The organism is Acidocella aluminiidurans, from assembly GCF_055383125.1.
The window spans coordinates 3,410,102-3,424,318 of record NZ_AP031589.1; the positions used below are offsets into that span (position 1 = coordinate 3,410,102).

The following is a 14,217-nucleotide window of genomic DNA, read 5'->3' on the forward strand; positions in this document are numbered from 1 at the left end:
GCCTATATGGCGGGACGGTTCCGGCGCCACAACACCACGCCCAGCAGCGCGGAGATGAGGAAGGTGGCGGCCCCCAGCAGCAGGATATAAGCATGGTCCGGGGCGCTGCCGCGCCCCAGCAGGGCGAAGACCACGGTCTGCGGGACGAAGCCGATGGCCGAGGCGGCGAGGAACGGCACCATCCGCACCGAGGTGAGTCCGGCGGCCAGGTTGAGCAGCAGATTATTGCCCACCGGCATCAGCCGCAGCATCAGCGTGGCGGTGAAAGGGTGGCGAACCAAAGTGCGATCCACCCAGGCCAGGCGCTTGCCGAATTTGCGGCGGCAGAAATCCTGCGCCAAAGCCCGGGCCCAGATGAAATCCAGGCTGCAGGCCAGCACCTGCGCCACCAGGGCGATGGCGGTGCCATAGAGCGGGCCGAAGGCGTAGCCGGCGGCGAAGGCCGGGATCTGCCGGGGCAGGCCGATGGCGATGAGCAGGGTGGAGAGCACCAGGAACAGCCCCTGGCCACGCGCCCCGCCCTGGGCCAGAAGGCCGGCCAAAGTGGCTTGTGCCGCGCCATGGCCGAGCAGCGGCAGGGCGGCGGCGATGGCGATCAGCCCGCCCGCCATCAAGGCCGGTTTCAGCGCCTTGGAGGTGGCGGTGGCGACCGGCACGGCGCGGGAAGGCTGCTCGTTATTCATTCGACGATCTCGACCTGGGGAACCTTCCAGCGGCGCTGCAGCCAGGCGACCCCGGCGAGATCGACGATGCCGACCTTCAGACGCTGCCAGTTATTATAATGCGAGGCGCCATGGGCGCGGGCATGGTGGCGCACCGGCACCGAGACCACCTGCCCGCCGGCGCGGATGAACAGAGCCGGCAGGAAACGGTGGATATGGTCGAAATGCGGCAGCTCCAGGAAGGCCTGGCGGCGGAACAGCTTGGCGCCGCAGCCCGTATCCGGGGTGGCATCCTTCAGCGCCCAGGCGCGCACGCGGTTGGCCAGGCGCGAGCCGTAGCGCTTGGCGTTGGTATCCTGCCGGTTGACGCGGTGGCCGGCGATGAGCACGGGCAACGGCCCCTTGGCCTCGGCCTGGCGCATCGCCTCCAGCATTGCCGGGATGTCGGCGGGGTCGTTCTGGCCGTCCCCGTCCAGCGTGGCGATATAGGTGCCTTTGGCGTGCTTGACGCCGGTGATGACGGCGCCGCTCTGGCCGCAGCTCTTGGCGTGGCGCAGCCGTACCAGGGTGGGCAGGGTCTGGGCGATTTCGGCCAGGATTTGCGGGGTGGCGTCCGAGCTGCCGTCATCGACATACAGGATTTCGTGGGCGAGCCCGGCAAGGGAAGTGCTGATCGCCTCGATCAGCGGCTTTAAATTGGGGGCCTCGTTATGCACCGGCACCACGACCGAAATCAGCGGGGCGCCAAGGGCAAAATCGGCTTCGGAGATCGGACGAGGGTCGATGTTCATGATGCCATTAACGATCAGCATTGGGGCGTATCTATGGCGTTTCACCCCGTTTGCATTGCGAAATGTGACATGGTGTGCCCTGGAGGATGCCGCAAGAGCCCGCCCGCCGCTTGGCTTGTTCCCTGTGCATCGCTATAAGCCCGCTCGACCATAAGGGGGCGGGTAACAGGACTCGCCTAAAAGATTTAAGGATCTGACGGAATGCTGATTTCGTTACCGCCGGATTATCGGCCATCGGACGACGAAGAGTTCATGAATCCGATGCAGACCGAGTATTTCCGCCAGAAATTGCTGCGCTGGCGGGCTGATCTGGTGAAGGAAGCCAATGGCACCCTGGCCTCGCTGGGCGAGGGTGGGATTCTCGAAGCCGACATTACCGACCGCGCCAGCGTGGAGACCGACCGGGCGCTGGAGCTGCGCACCCGGGACCGGGCACGCAAGTTGATCGGCAAGATCGACCAGGCGCTGCTGCGGATCGAGAACGGGTCTTACGGGTTCTGCGAGGAAACCGGCGAGCCGATCGGGCTGAAGCGGCTGGAGGCGCGGCCGATCGCGACCATGTCGATCGAGGCGCAGGAGCGCCATGAGCGGATGGAAAAGGTCCACCGCGACGACTAAGCGCAAAAAAACCGGGGCATTTGCCCCGGTTTTTTTGTGCCCGATGAATAGGTTGCAAAAGTTTTTTGGGGCCGCCCTTTTTTTCAAAAAAGGGCGGAAAATGTCTGGGTTGTGGCACCAACAGCGCCACGACCCCAGACGTTTGTGGGGTGTTTTTGAAAAAACACCCCACCCCTCCGGCGGCTTTCCACCGCTGCCAGGCAGCGGCGGAACCTTTGCCGCCTCCGCCCCCAAAAACTTCTATTAGTTCAGCCGCAGGGCCGCCGCGTTGGCGTTGGCCACCTGGCGCTGCTCTGCAACTTGCGCCTTCATCGACTTTTGCAGCTTCTCGAAGGCGCGCACCTCGATCTGGCGCACGCGCTCGCGGGAGATGTCGTAATGCTGGGAGAGGTCTTCCAGCGTGGTCGGGTTGTCCTTCAGGCGACGCTCGACCAGGATGTGACGCTCACGCTCGGAGAGGGTTTTGAGCGCGGTGGCGAGCAGGGCCTTGCGGCCGGTCAGCTCCTCGCGCTCGGCCATCTCGGTCTCCTGGCTTTCGGATTCGTCCACCAGCCAATCCTGCCACTCGCCCTCGCCATCCATCTTGATCGGCGCGTTCAGCGAATTGTCCGGCGAGGAGATGCGGCGATTCATGTTCACCACATCCTGCTCAGGCACATCCAGCACGGTGGCGATCTTGGTGACCTGCTCGGGAGAGAGGTCGCCATCGTCGATCGCCTGCATCTGGCCTTTCAGGCGGCGCAGATTGAAGAACAGCTTCTTCTGCGCGGCGGTGGTGCCCATTTTCACCAGGGACCAGCTATGCAGGATATATTCTTGGATGGCCGCGCGGATCCACCACATCGCATAAGTGGACAGGCGGAAGCCACGATCCGGATCGAACCGGCGAACCGCCTGCATCATGCCGACATTGCCCTCGGAGATCAGCTCCGAGACCGGCAGCCCGTAGCCGCGATAGCCCATGGCGATCTTGGCGACGAGGCGCAGATGCGAGTTGACCAGCTTGTGGGCGGCTTCCTGGTCGCCATGGTCACGCCAGGAGCGGGCCAGCGCCTCCTCCTCCTGGTGGGAGAGCATCGGGTATTTGCGGATCTCCTGCATATAGCGGGAGAGGCTGGCATCGGGCGCCAGGCTGGACATTGTGGAGGCCATACGGAAACTCCTAGGCTTTCGTCCCCTTCGCTCTGGCCCAGCCAATCCGGCGCCGGCAAAGGAAACGTCATTTGAATTTTTTCAACGCTCAGACATTAACAAACTTATCCCGCAGCGCCGCTTAAAAGCGGCTAAACAAATGGTCAGGAATGTTCATGAACTGAACGCGTCGGGATGGAGTGTACGTACGTTCGTCTAGAGCCGTCAATAAAAACGACCGTCTTAGTCCTGTTTCAGGCGCATGCGAGCAATGCGTCCTGCAAGGCTTTGAAATCGTTGGGCGGGGGGCTGGAGAAGCGCAAGGAAGCCCCGGTGATGGGGTGGGCGAAGCCCAAAGTTTCGGCGTGCAGAGCCTGGCGGGGGAAGTCCAGGGCCATGTCCCGGACCTCTGGCGGCAGTAATTTTGCGGCGGCCGGGCGGCGACGCAGATAGACCGGATCGCCGATCAGCGGATGGCCGATATGGGCGAGATGCACACGGATCTGGTGGGTGCGCCCGGTTTCCAGCTTGCAGGCGATCAAAGAAGCCGCCAGCCCTTGCGCCAGCACCTGATAATTGGTGGCGGCGTGCTTGCCGTTGCTTTTGACCACCGCCATGCGCTTGCGGTCCTTCGGGTCGCGGCCGATATCGCCCTCGATTCGGCCCTTGGCCGGATTGGGCAGGCCCCAGCAGAGGCCGAGATAGCGCCGCTCGAGGTCGCGCGCGGCGAAGGCGGCGGAGAGGCGGGTGAGGGCGAGCTCGGTTTTGGCGACCACCATGATGCCGGAGGTGTCTTTATCAAGACGGTGGACGATGCCGGGCCGGCGCTCGCCGCCAATGCCGGTGAGGCTCTCGCCGCAATGGGCGATGAGAGCATTGACCACCGTGCCGTCCGGATTGCCGGGGCGGGATGGACCACCATGCCGGCTTCCTTGTTGAGGATGAGCAGAGCGTCGTCCTCATAAAGAATATCCAGCGGCAGCGATTCGGGCTGGGGCAGGGCGGGCGCGGCGGCGGGCAAAGCGAGCCGGTAGAGGGTGCCGGGCTGCACGGTCTCGGAGGCGTCGGTGGTGACAATGCCATAGCGCGTGCAGGCCCCCTCCAGGATCAGGGCCTTGACGCGGGAGCGCGAGATGGTGCCGATGCGCGCGGCAAGGTAGGAATCAAGCCGCTGCCCGGATGCTTCCGGGCCAGCCAGGATGGAGTGAAATGCAGGATCAGCCACAGAATCTACGCGGGTTGAAGGCGGCAGTGGGGATTATGGGGGTGCTGATCGTCATCGGCACCACGGTCGTCATCGGCACGATCATTCACCGTCTCTATGCCAGATTTTCCGCGCCGTCGACGCCGAGCGTCGCGGTAGCGAGCGTGCCGGCGCCAGGCGCGGTGCAGGGCGCGGCGGTGCCGGCGGGCGGCATTGTGGCGTTGCAGCCGGGCGAGCATGTGGCAGGAATCGCCAGCGCCGGGGGAGATCTGGCGATCTGGGTGCGCGGCCCGCAGGGCGAGCGCGTGCTGCTGCTGGACCCAACCACGGGCCAGAGCCATGCGGTGCTGGCCGGGCCATGAAGACCGCGCGGCCCGAAAAAATCTGCCCGGCCTGCGGCCGCCCCTTCGCCTGGCGGCGAAAATGGGCGAAAACCTGGGACGAGGTGAAATATTGCTCCGCCGCCTGCCGGGAGGGGCGATATGAGCGCGCAAAAAAAGATGCTTTGGCGCTTGTCAGGCCCCGCGCGGTAGATTAAGCAGCGCCCCACCTTTAGTCCCCATCGTCTAGAGGCCTAGGACATCGCCCTTTCACGGCGGTAACAGGGGTTCGAATCCCCTTGGGGACGCCATTGATTTCATTGGAAATTTTGGTGTTTTGCGGCTCTGGATCAGGGCGCTTACTCACAATTTACTCACTATGCAGTTCGGGACGGAATGGGATTTTCGCCTGCCGAAGGCGGCTCGATCGTGGCAACGCGGTACCTGCGAAGGATCTCCTAACGTATGCCCGTTGATGATTGGCTCAACTAGGGTGCAGATCTTTATTGGTTGCTGTGGGCTGTCTGTTTGCTCCTGCGGAGGGTGCTGATCGCGTCGGTGAACGGTGGTCGATTTTGATTGGCTGGGTTCGGCCCACTTTTCAGGTGTTGATGTGTGTGGGCAGCCTGGATCAGGCGCCGCGCGCGCCAAGCGGGTAGATCATCTTGTGGCCCGAGGGCAGTTGCGCGATATGGCAGTCCAGCCCGTAGAGATCGGCGAGATTGGCGGTGGTCAGCACTTCGTCGAGCGTGCCGCCGGCGGCGATGCGGCCATCCTTCAAGAGCAGCGCCGCATCCGCGAAGCGCGTCACCAGATTCGGATCGTGCAGGATCATCAGCGTGGCGATGCCGTGCCGGCGCGTATAGGCGCGCACGAAATCGAGAATATGGATCTGGTTGGCGAGGTCGAGGGCGGAGGTCGGCTCGTCGAGCAGCAGCAGCTTCGGCTTGCCGACCAGGGCCAGGGCGAGCGAGACCATCTGCCGCTGGCCGCCGGAGAGTTCCGAGAGCAGGCGATGGGCGAAGGCGGTCAGGTCGAGAGCGGCCAGGATGAACGAGGCCTCGTGCAGTGCCTGCTGCGGGGCGCGCCAGCCGCGTTGATGCGTGCTCTGCGCCGTCACCAGCATGTCCAGCACGCTGAGCCGCGCCGGGGTGGCGGAGACATCCTGCGCGACATAGCCGAACATTCTGGCGCGGGCGGCCGGGCGCAGCCGCGTGATGTCCTCGCCGCCCACCCGCATGTCGCCGGTAAAGGGCAGAAACCCGGCCAAAGCGCGCACCAGGGTGGTTTTGCCGGCGCCGTTGCGGCCCAGCACTGCGGTTAGCGTGCCGGCGGCGATGGAAAAGCTGACATCGCTGAGCACTGCCCGCTTGCCCAGCGTTACCGCGCAATGGCGGACTTCAAGCAAAGCCATTTTGTTTCCTCAGGATTTGCCACAGGAAGAAGGGGACGCCGAGCAGAGCGGTGAGCATGCCGATCGGCAGAATGGCGCCGGGCACCAGCGTCTGGCTGGCGATGGCGGCGGTGAGCATGATCATGATGCCGCAAAAGCCGGCGGCGCAGAGGCAGAAGCGTTGATCCTCGCCGACCAGCAGCCGGGCGATATGCGGTGCCACCAGCCCGACAAAGCCGACGATGCCGATGGTGGCCGTTACTGAACCGGCGAGCAGGGCGGCGGCGAGCAGGATCAGAAACCGGGTGCGCGCCACCCGCACCCCCATCGCCGCCGCCAATTCGCCGAAGCTGGCCATGCTGGTCAGCAGCCAGGCGCGGCTGAGCAGCAGCGGCAGGATCACCACCAGGATCGCGGCATCTATGCCCACCTGCGTCCAGCTGGTGCGCTGGATGGAGCCCAGCAGCCAAAACACCAGGCTCTGCAGCTGGTCGACATTGGCGCTATACTGGGTGAAGGCGAGCAGGGAGGAGAAGCTGAAATGGATGGCGATGCCGACCAGCGCGATGCTCTGCGCGCTCATCCGCCGATAGCGTCCGAGCAGCCCGATCAGCACCACCACCAGCACCGACCAGAGAAAGGCCGAGGCGGAGACGGCAAGCCCGAGCGAGAGCCCGCCGAACAAGGCTGTCACCGCTGAACTGCCGACCAGCACCAGCGCCGCGCCGAAGCCGGCGGCGGAGGAGAGGCCCAGCGTGAAGGGCTCGGCCAACGGGTTGTTGAGAGCGAGCTGCATCAGCGTGCCGGCCAGCGCCAAGCCGGCACCGGCCAGCACGGCGGTGCAGGCCACCGGGAGGCGCAGCTGCCAGAGGATCACGCTGACCGAGGGCGAGGCGGTATAGGGGTGGAAAAGCCCGTCCAGCACGTCGCGCGGGCTCAGCGTGCCGCCGCCGATGAACAGATAGGCGAAGAACAAGGCCACACAGCCCAGCCCGAGCAGGACCAGCACCGTCACGCGCCGCTGCAGCGCGCCGCGATAGGTGCTGGCCAGGGTGGCGCCAGGCGGGTGCAGGGCGAGCGCCTCATTCATGCGGGGCGCTCTGCTGGCCCAATATGGCATCACCCGGCGGCAGCGCGGTGAAGCGGGTCATGATGTCGGCATAGGTCTTGCCTGGATCGAGATTCTCAAAGGCGGCCGGGTAGATGAACTTGGCCAGATATTCGAGCCCGACAATGTTCAGCACGCTCGAATAGAATGGGTGATAGATGCCATAAACCCGCCCGGCCTGGACCGCTTTCAACTGCGCGAAGCCGGGCCGTGCCTCCAGCGCGGCCAGCCTGGCATCAATCGCGGTGGCGGTGCTGCCAAAGCCCATCGGCGCCATGGCGTCGCTTGGGCCCCGCCCGGTCATGATGATCACATCCGGCTGGTCGGCCAGCAGCGTCTCCATGCCGATCTGGCCGGAGGGCGTGTGCAGCACGGTCGAACCGAGATTGCGCGCCCCGACCTCCTGCACCAGCACGCCCCAGCCGAAATTGCCGTGGGTGAAGCAGCAATTATTCGCGTCATGCTGGCCGGCCAGCGCCTCGACAAACACGTTCGGGCGCGGTTGCGGCTGTTTGGCGATCGTCGCCCGCAGGGCCTGATAGTGGGATTGGTAGAAGTCGTAATAAGCCTGGGCCTCGCGCTCGCACCCCAGCACTTTGCCCAGCAGCAGCACACTCTTGGCCGCATCCGGCACCGGATGCTCGGCATCGTCCACGAACAGCACCTTGATGCCGGCCTCGGCCAGTGCCTTCATCGCGCCATCCTGCTCCAGCACCGGCCTGGCGCGCAGTTCCGCGATCAGCAATTGCGGCTTGTCCGCGATCAGCTGCTCGACATTCACCTCGCCATTATCGTCGAAGCCCATATCGGGAATGGCGGCGGCGGCCGGCCATTTTTTCACCATCAGCGCCCAGAGGCCCGGTTGCGCGCGTTTCAGCAGATTATTCCATACCACCACATCCTGGAACGGCGCGGCACGGTTGAGCAGGGCCAGATCCATGCCGACGCGGCCATCCTGCAAGGCGATACGTTGCGGGACGCCATCCAGCGTCACGGTTCGGCCGGCCATGTCGGTGACCGTGATCGGCGCTGCGGCGGCGGGCTGGGGGAGGGCCATTCCCAAGATCAGGAGGCCCGCCAGCATCCCGGGTTGCAGCCACGCCTTTAATGCCATGCTTTGTCCTTCTCTTCGACCATGATGATCCGCAGGGAGATAATGGTATTGATAATCACTTGCAATTGGCGCGTGGCCCACGCGCCCGCATGGCTCGCCAGCGTAAGGCGCGGCCGTGCGGGCCTGCCTTGTTCCGCTCCCGTCTTGCGGAGGGGCGGATGCCGATTTCGTCCGGCTCTACAGCATCAAGTTTTTAACTGGCTGTTCTAGTTTTGTTTTAGCGAGTCATTTCATGGGTTTATCTTGACGCTGGCGCGTCAGCCTAAACACATATGGCTCTCGCGCCGCTCCAGGAAGCTGCGCGCGCTGTCGCGGATCGCGGTCGAGACCGGGCTGGGCATCGTGTTAAGGGTTTTATAGGCTAGGCGCAGCCGCGCATTGCCGCCAGCCTGCCGCCACCTAGACAAGCAACAGCATGTGTTGAGGGGGCTTTTGGGGTGCAAATCGGGGGGCGGTGGTCGCTGGTCCGCCTTGCGCCGAACCAGCAGTTAAACGCGGGGGAATTTCCTCGCCTCCGCGGGCCAATTCATGCTTGAATCCGCCCATGTTCACGCCCGCCGCGATCGTCGGCTTTGTCTTCGCCATGCTCTACGTGATGTTCGCTCAGCAGAGCTTTGCCGGCGCTCCGATTGTCACGGCCATGGTAGGGTACCGTTCTTCAAGCTGCGTTCCCCGCCCACGCGGGGATGAACCGATCGTCGCCATGGCCAAACTTCCAGTCATCCAGCGTTCCCCGCCCACGCGGGGATGAACCGGTGAACGGATACCCGCAATCGATCATGTCGCCGCGTTCCCCGCCCACGCGGGGATGAACCGGACCTGACGGCGTTGGTGCCGATCTCCAACGAGCGTTCCCCGCCCACGCGGGGATGAACCGGCCGACCTTGATGATGTGCCAGGCAGTCCCGGGCGTTCCCCGCCCACGCGGGGATGAACCGGAGGCGAAACCCTCGCAAGCATGCGCTCTGGCGCGTTCCCCGCCCACGCGGGGATGAACCGCGAACAGGTGTAAATTCAGCGGCTTTTTCAGCGCGTTCCCCGCCCACGCGGGGATGAACCGGGCAGTGAAAAGCGCTGCCAGCTTGTGGTCAGGCGTTCCCTGCCCACGCGGGGATGAACCGGCGCCCTTTCAGGCTCGACCCGGTATAGGTGAGCGTTCCCCGCCCACGCGGGGATGAACCGAGATCATATGCGGCGGTGCCGTCATTGGCATTGCGTTCCCCGCCCACGCGGGGATGCACCTGAACCAAGCCGTGCTTGAGTGGTTGAAAAGCCATTCTGGAGCAACCCCTGTGCTTGCAACGGACAATCATCGAGTTGGGGCGCCGGCTCTTCCGCTTGTCGCAGGAGCGATAACCAGCTTGGCATTCCGGCGGGGAGGGCGGCGGCGGTGGGCTTGAAGCAGCATGCGACGTGCGGTCGTCGTTACACAAAGCGCTTGAGCAAACAGACGCGGTGATGGGGCCTGCCGGAACCCCACAATTGCGCCAGCCGAAATAGCTGGGCTCGGTGGGCAGAATATCGCCGTTTCACACCGCGTCCAATCGTCTTTTACGTCAAAAAACGCGCCAGTTATAAAGTAATTTCATGGTTCACATGGATTTTCGAAAAGGACGTATTGCGGGTAAGTTCAGGTGAGGCGTATCAGTCGAAAATTTTTTCATAATGAATTCAAAGCCTTCCAGTTATCACATTCATGGCGAATGGCACGCCAGGTATTTCAATAACTTAGCGTTGTGTTTCGCTCCAATGTCGGTGCCGTACGATTTTCGTACGACTTATCCGATTTGGACTTTGCGGCTTTCTGTACGGCGGCACTGAGCGCGTGATGACGGCGTATTCCCTTACAGAGCGGTTGGTTTCCACTGGAAAGGCGACAGCCCGGCTGCAGGCGCGGTTCGTTGGTGCGATGAGCATTCACGAATGGGGAGGTGACGGTGTTCGGGAAGGTAGTAGCACGCTGTGGTGACGAATGGTTCGGCAGCTGCTGCTGTAAAGGACTATTCGCGAGTACCGGCCGAGTCGGTCCTGCACTCGATTGCGCCACTCAGTGATGAACGCCTCCTTAACTGTCAGCCAACGACCCCAAACTAACCCTCAGAAAGAGGCCTCCAAGAATTTCCATGGACCTCTGCCTCTGCGAATAGCCCGTTTGGCTACCCGCTTCCCTGATACTGAAGCTGGCTGTAGAGCCCAGCGTCCTGAAACTCACCCTCAAAACCGCCCCCATCCCACCCTGCCGACAAATGGTCGCCTCGTAACGAATGGCGTTATTTACGCGCGCTACCGGCTCACGTAGGTTGCACCCGGTTCTATCAAGAGGCGAATGAATGGCCGGGAAGCCCGCAGCGCGATTGACGGACATGCACACCTGCCCGGCCAGTAACGGCCCCGTGCCGCATGTCGGCGGGCCCGTCTCCGGCCCTGGCTGCCCGACCGTGCTGGTCGGGGGCCTGCCCGCCGCGCGCGTCTCCGACATGGCGGTGTGCGTCGGCCCGCCTGATACGGTGGCGATGGGCTCCTCCACCGTGCTGATCGGCGGCATGCCGGCGGCGCGGATGGGCGACCAGATGTCGCATGGCGGCGTCATCGCGCTGGGCTGCTTCACGGTGCTGATCGGCGAGAGCGGCGGCAGCGGTGGCGGCGGCAATGCCGGAGCGGTGGGCGCCAGCCCGGCCGCCCCGCCCTGCCCGCGCCAGGCCGCGGCGGCGGGCGCGCCCTTCATGAGCATGGGGTAACATGGCGGCCGGTCTTGCTGACATTCTGGCCGGGTGGCCCTCCCCGGTTTTCGCCGTGCTGGATGGCGCGAAATACGACGACCTCCCCGCTTTGCTGCGGCAGGTGGATGTGGCGGCGCGCCCGCTGTTCCTGGAATATCGCGGCAATGCCGGGATCGTGCGCGCCGGCCCGCATCTGGCGCTGCTGAACGAGCGGCGGCTGCGCAAGCTGCTGTGCATCGAGGGCATCGAGGGGGCGGCCGTGTTCTGGCGGGTAGAGGAACCGGACGAGCCCGTTTTCTACCGGTATCTGCGCACGCTGAACCTGGTGGAGATTCCGGCCCCGCCGCCAGCCCAAGACGCTGCGCCGGACCCGTTCGCGCCGGCGCAGCGGACGGTGATGTTCCGCCATTGGGACCCGAGCGTGCTGGCGATGATCCTGCCGGTGCTGACCCCGGCACAGCGCGCCCGGCTGTTCGGCCCGGCGGCGGCGCTGGCGATCGCGGCGCCGGAGGGGGCGTTGCAGGCCAAGCGCCGGGCGGACTGGCCGGCGCCCGCGCACGGACGGCTGGCGCTGAACGAGGCGCAGATGCAGGCGCTCTCGGGAGCGATGACGGCACGCTCGCACCGGGCGATCGCGTCCTATCTGCGTGATGCCGCGCCGGAGCAGACCAGGGGCATGGAGGAGGCCGGGCTGCTGGTCTTCGTGGCGCGGAGTGAGGCGCGGGGCCGTGCCTGGGGGTTGAAAACGGAAGCGGGGCTGGGGCGCTTCGCCTGGCTGCAATTGATGACGCAAGGCCGCTTCGCGGAGCTTGGACAGGCGCGTGCCGCGCTGAATGAAGGGGGCGCATCGCCCGACCGGCAAATCAAGCTCCTGATGCAGGCGATGGCCCAGCGCACCACAGCCGGAGGCGCCATATGAGCGGGGCGGTGATTGGCGCGGAAGCTGGTGCCGTGGGAGGGCCGATCGGCATGGCCGCCGGCGCGGTGATCGGTCTGATCGTCACGGTTGTCGCCGCGAAGGCGCTGTCCAATGCCATCAGCCACGCGAACAACCAGGCCGACGAGCAGCTCAAGGATGCCGATGCTTCTGAGCCTTGCGTGGAGTGCGGCGACGCGCTCCCGTGCTTCAATACGCCCGCCGGGCAGAGCGAGGCGGAGATGAAGCAGCAGCTGCAGGACCAGCAGGACCTGATCAACAGCCAAACGCCGCAGCAGATGCAGGACAGGCTGGATGCGGCCGATAAGCGCAAGGCGGATACACGCAGCTACAGGCCCGAGGGAGATGCCGCTAAGCGGGAGAAGACAAGAGGGAAATTCCAAAAGGATCGTGCAAAGGAATTGGCGGAGCAATTTGAAGAGCAGGGGCGCAACCCGGAAGAGGCCGAGCAGATGGCCAGTACCCAGACAATACAGGAGATGAAGAGCCTGGACGCAACTCACGCGCTGGACAGCATCGCCGGCGGTGGGGAGCGTGATGCGATGGGGATGGGCAGCAAATCGATCAACCGCTCGATTGGCTCGCAATGGAAGACCCGTGTGCAGGCACTGAAGGACGCGGTGAAGAAGGCTTTGCAGCGCGGCGATGAGAAGATGAATATCAGGCTGGAACCCTGCGAGGATTGACACAACCATGACCAAGCTCAACGCAAACTTCGAATACTGCATCAAGAAATTCGGCCCGCCCGCCGGTGGAGAGCCGGTGCCCGCCGAGGTGCGGGAAGCCTACCGTGGGCGGGTTCCTGAATCCCTTCTGGACTTCTGGGAGGAGTACGGTGCCGGACTCTGGCTCGACGGCCGCTTCCAACTCGTGCGGCCGGACCGCTACCAGAGCCTCGTCGATATGATCCTTAAGGGCGATCCGGACTTCCCAGCCGAAACTTCCGTACTGATCGGCTATACCGCGTTCGGAGAGTTGCTCGTCTGGGAAAACAAGAATTACTTCCTGGATGTAGATCTGGTAAATAAGATTGCGTACACACGGCATGTCTCCCCGAAGCATCCTATCTTGGAGCCAGATCGGTCCCTCCCATCTGGTCTGAGCCGTGTTGATGCTGGATACGACTTTTTCGAGCACGGGACGGCGAAGCCGCTCTTCGACCGAGCGCTGAAGAAGTGCGGGAAGCTATCCTACGGCGAATGCTACGGCTTCTTCCCGGCGGTCGGACTGGGCGGTCTCGGTGTGCTGGACGAGGTGCGCAAGGTCCGCGCTGCGGAGCACTTCGCCATCATCGCCCAGCTTGAACCGATCGAACTGCGTTACAACGACACGGAGAACCGCAAGGTCGTCGCCCTGCGCCAAATGGGCGCGGGCTGAGGGCAAGGGCCAGCCGCCCAGATGGACAAGGACTGGTTCGCGACACTTCTCGAAGACAATGGCCTGCCTGAGCAAGCCATGCACCCGCGCCCGGAGCAACTGGCCGAGCTTGAGGGGCATCTGCCGGCCGATCTATTGGCCTTCTGGCGAAGCCACGGGATCGGAATGTGGAAGCGGGGCAAGTTCCAATTCTGCCTGCCGCAGCGTTTCGCGCCGGTGGCTGAGCGCATCTTCGCGGGCGATGCACAGCTCGCGCCAAGCAAGACGCACATCGTGGGATACTCAGCCTTCGGCGAGTTGCTGGCCTGGAATGAGCAGCATCAAAGGCTGATGATTGATCTTCCACATTTTGCCGTTCGTGTGGCTGAGTTCAATGATAGTGAAGCAACCGGAACCTATTCTGTCGCGGTTCCTCTCTTCATGTTGGAATTTGAAGATTCGTTTGATTTCTTCGAAGATACTCCACAAGCAGAACCGCTCTTCTCAAGAGCACGTACGCGCCTTGGCCAACTCTCCCTAGGTGAATGCTACGGATTCGTGCCGGCACTGCCCTTGGGTGGACCAGCACGGCTCGACCATCTGCAACGGCTGGATGCGCTGACACATTTCTCTTTCCTCGCCGATCTCGGGCGCTGCCGCCTCCTGGTTCGGCCTGCCGCTGGAGCGCAGGAAACCGTCCTGCGAACCATTGGCGGCTAAGCTGCTCGCGCCGACGCATCTCGTCGCGATGGAACTGTACTGATGTTGAACGGTGCGGGCATGGCCACCAACCAATGGAAACGCTCGTGCTGCGGTGGCTGACTTCCCTCCAGCTTCCCACCAACTTCCCCTCACAATCCTGT

General features: G+C 63.9%; 14 protein-coding genes, 1 tRNA gene, 1 pseudogene and 1 CRISPR repeat array. Of the genes and pseudogenes, 9 read left to right on the forward strand and 7 right to left on the reverse strand.

Translation table 11 applies throughout. The features are described 5' to 3' along the window. Positions 1 to 2: 2 nt before the first annotated feature. Together ACZ46S_RS16810 and ACZ46S_RS16815 are read right to left on the reverse strand one after the other, a co-directional pair. Positions 3 to 683 (reverse strand): TVP38/TMEM64 family protein, encoded by a 681-nt coding sequence (locus ACZ46S_RS16810; protein WP_464062666.1) that lies wholly within the window; start codon positions 681 to 683, stop codon positions 3 to 5. Beyond that, on the reverse strand, positions 680 to 1,474 hold the full coding sequence (locus ACZ46S_RS16815; RefSeq protein WP_295742754.1) for a glycosyltransferase family 2 protein: 795 nt from the start codon (positions 1,472 to 1,474) through the stop codon (positions 680 to 682). The genes ACZ46S_RS16810 and ACZ46S_RS16815 overlap by 4 nt, the downstream gene beginning before the upstream one ends. A gap of 183 nt (positions 1,475 to 1,657) precedes the next feature. On the opposite strand from ACZ46S_RS16815, the gene dksA reads away from it, so the two are divergent. After that, complete coding sequence (gene dksA / locus ACZ46S_RS16820) at positions 1,658 to 2,071, forward strand: RNA polymerase-binding protein DksA (protein ID WP_026440636.1); 414 nt, start codon at positions 1,658 to 1,660, stop codon at positions 2,069 to 2,071. Positions 2,072 to 2,314: 243 nt separating this feature from the next. On the opposite strand, the gene rpoH is transcribed toward dksA, so the two are convergent. Then, entirely contained in the window at positions 2,315 to 3,223 is a 909-nt protein-coding gene (gene rpoH / locus ACZ46S_RS16825) for an RNA polymerase sigma factor RpoH (protein WP_295742750.1), read from the reverse strand. A gap of 233 nt (positions 3,224 to 3,456) precedes the next feature. Beyond that, positions 3,457 to 4,427: pseudogene (locus ACZ46S_RS16830) on the reverse strand (RluA family pseudouridine synthase). Here ACZ46S_RS16830 and ACZ46S_RS16835 point away from each other — a divergent pair. The 3 genes from ACZ46S_RS16835 to ACZ46S_RS16845 all read left to right on the forward strand — a co-directional run bounded on the left by ACZ46S_RS16835 (position 4,412) and on the right by ACZ46S_RS16845 (position 5,037). Beyond that, positions 4,412 to 4,768 carry a hypothetical protein gene (locus ACZ46S_RS16835; protein ID WP_464062667.1) on the forward strand — a complete coding sequence of 119 codons (357 nt, stop codon included), beginning with the start codon at positions 4,412 to 4,414 and terminating at the stop codon, positions 4,766 to 4,768. The pseudogene ACZ46S_RS16830 and the gene ACZ46S_RS16835 overlap by 16 nt on opposite strands. Beyond that, a complete protein-coding gene (locus ACZ46S_RS16840) occupies positions 4,765 to 4,944 on the forward strand; it encodes a DUF2256 domain-containing protein (RefSeq protein ID WP_295742740.1) in 180 nt (59 codons plus the stop codon). The genes ACZ46S_RS16835 and ACZ46S_RS16840 overlap by 4 nt, the downstream gene beginning before the upstream one ends. Positions 4,945 to 4,961: 17 nt before the next feature. Further along, positions 4,962 to 5,037 (forward strand) — tRNA-Glu (locus tag ACZ46S_RS16845). Between the two features lie 320 nt (positions 5,038 to 5,357). Here ACZ46S_RS16845 and ACZ46S_RS16850 read toward each other — a convergent pair. Genes ACZ46S_RS16850 through ACZ46S_RS16860 form a run of 3 tightly spaced genes read right to left on the reverse strand, consistent with a single transcriptional unit; the run spans position 5,358 to position 8,341 of the window. After that, on the reverse strand, positions 5,358 to 6,140 hold the full coding sequence (locus ACZ46S_RS16850) for an ABC transporter ATP-binding protein (protein ID WP_464062668.1): 783 nt from the start codon (positions 6,138 to 6,140) through the stop codon (positions 5,358 to 5,360). Next, positions 6,127 to 7,209, reverse strand: a complete 1,083-nt coding sequence (locus ACZ46S_RS16855; protein WP_464062670.1) for a FecCD family ABC transporter permease — start codon at positions 7,207 to 7,209, stop codon at positions 6,127 to 6,129. Before ACZ46S_RS16855 ends, ACZ46S_RS16850 begins: the two co-directional genes overlap by 14 nt. Then, a complete protein-coding gene (locus ACZ46S_RS16860) occupies positions 7,202 to 8,341 on the reverse strand; it encodes an ABC transporter substrate-binding protein (RefSeq protein WP_464062671.1) in 1,140 nt (379 codons plus the stop codon). The genes ACZ46S_RS16855 and ACZ46S_RS16860 overlap by 8 nt, the downstream gene beginning before the upstream one ends. A 665-nt stretch (positions 8,342 to 9,006) precedes the next feature. Further along, positions 9,007 to 9,585: direct repeats of the CRISPR family, unit length 30 nt; unit sequence GCGTTCCCCGCCCACGCGGGGATGAACCGG. Positions 9,586 to 10,671: 1,086 nt separating this feature from the next. Here ACZ46S_RS16860 and ACZ46S_RS16865 point away from each other — a divergent pair. Genes ACZ46S_RS16865 through ACZ46S_RS16885 form a run of 5 tightly spaced genes read left to right on the forward strand, consistent with a single transcriptional unit; the run spans position 10,672 to position 14,074 of the window. Then, positions 10,672 to 11,079, forward strand: a complete 408-nt coding sequence (locus ACZ46S_RS16865; RefSeq protein WP_464062672.1) for a PAAR domain-containing protein — start codon at positions 10,672 to 10,674, stop codon at positions 11,077 to 11,079. Position 11,080: 1 nt separating this feature from the next. Next, entirely contained in the window at positions 11,081 to 11,980 is a 900-nt protein-coding gene (locus ACZ46S_RS16870) for a DUF4123 domain-containing protein (RefSeq protein WP_464062673.1), read from the forward strand. Next, the gene (locus tag ACZ46S_RS16875) at positions 11,977 to 12,684 is read left to right on the forward strand and encodes a polymorphic toxin type 15 domain-containing protein (protein WP_464062674.1); all 708 of its coding nucleotides are present in this window, start codon (positions 11,977 to 11,979) and stop codon (positions 12,682 to 12,684) included. The genes ACZ46S_RS16870 and ACZ46S_RS16875 overlap by 4 nt, the downstream gene beginning before the upstream one ends. Positions 12,685 to 12,691: 7 nt before the next feature. Further along, positions 12,692 to 13,375 (forward strand): GAD-like domain-containing protein, encoded by a 684-nt coding sequence (locus ACZ46S_RS16880; RefSeq protein ID WP_464062675.1) that lies wholly within the window; start codon positions 12,692 to 12,694, stop codon positions 13,373 to 13,375. Between the two features lie 21 nt (positions 13,376 to 13,396). Beyond that, a complete protein-coding gene (locus tag ACZ46S_RS16885; RefSeq protein WP_464062676.1) occupies positions 13,397 to 14,074 on the forward strand; it encodes a GAD-like domain-containing protein in 678 nt (225 codons plus the stop codon). The last annotated feature ends 143 nt before the right edge of the window (positions 14,075 to 14,217 follow it).

Coding starts and splice junctions, on each gene's coding strand:
- ACZ46S_RS16810 (WP_464062666.1), bottom strand. CDS start 683: ATGAATAACGAGCAGCCTTCCCGCGCCGTGCCGGTCGCCACCGCCACC.
- ACZ46S_RS16815 (WP_295742754.1), bottom strand. CDS start 1,474: ATGCTGATCGTTAATGGCATCATGAACATCGACCCTCGTCCGATCTCC.
- rpoH (WP_295742750.1), bottom strand. CDS start 3,223: ATGGCCTCCACAATGTCCAGCCTGGCGCCCGATGCCAGCCTCTCCCGC.
- ACZ46S_RS16835 (WP_464062667.1), top strand. CDS start 4,412: ATGCAGGATCAGCCACAGAATCTACGCGGGTTGAAGGCGGCAGTGGGG.
- ACZ46S_RS16840 (WP_295742740.1), top strand. CDS start 4,765: ATGAAGACCGCGCGGCCCGAAAAAATCTGCCCGGCCTGCGGCCGCCCC.
- ACZ46S_RS16850 (WP_464062668.1), bottom strand. CDS start 6,140: ATGGCTTTGCTTGAAGTCCGCCATTGCGCGGTAACGCTGGGCAAGCGG.
- ACZ46S_RS16855 (WP_464062670.1), bottom strand. CDS start 7,209: ATGAATGAGGCGCTCGCCCTGCACCCGCCTGGCGCCACCCTGGCCAGC.
- ACZ46S_RS16860 (WP_464062671.1), bottom strand. CDS start 8,341: ATGGCATTAAAGGCGTGGCTGCAACCCGGGATGCTGGCGGGCCTCCTG.
- ACZ46S_RS16865 (WP_464062672.1), top strand. CDS start 10,672: ATGGCCGGGAAGCCCGCAGCGCGATTGACGGACATGCACACCTGCCCG.
- ACZ46S_RS16870 (WP_464062673.1), top strand. CDS start 11,081: ATGGCGGCCGGTCTTGCTGACATTCTGGCCGGGTGGCCCTCCCCGGTT.
- ACZ46S_RS16875 (WP_464062674.1), top strand. CDS start 11,977: ATGAGCGGGGCGGTGATTGGCGCGGAAGCTGGTGCCGTGGGAGGGCCG.
- ACZ46S_RS16880 (WP_464062675.1), top strand. CDS start 12,692: ATGACCAAGCTCAACGCAAACTTCGAATACTGCATCAAGAAATTCGGC.
- ACZ46S_RS16885 (WP_464062676.1), top strand. CDS start 13,397: ATGGACAAGGACTGGTTCGCGACACTTCTCGAAGACAATGGCCTGCCT.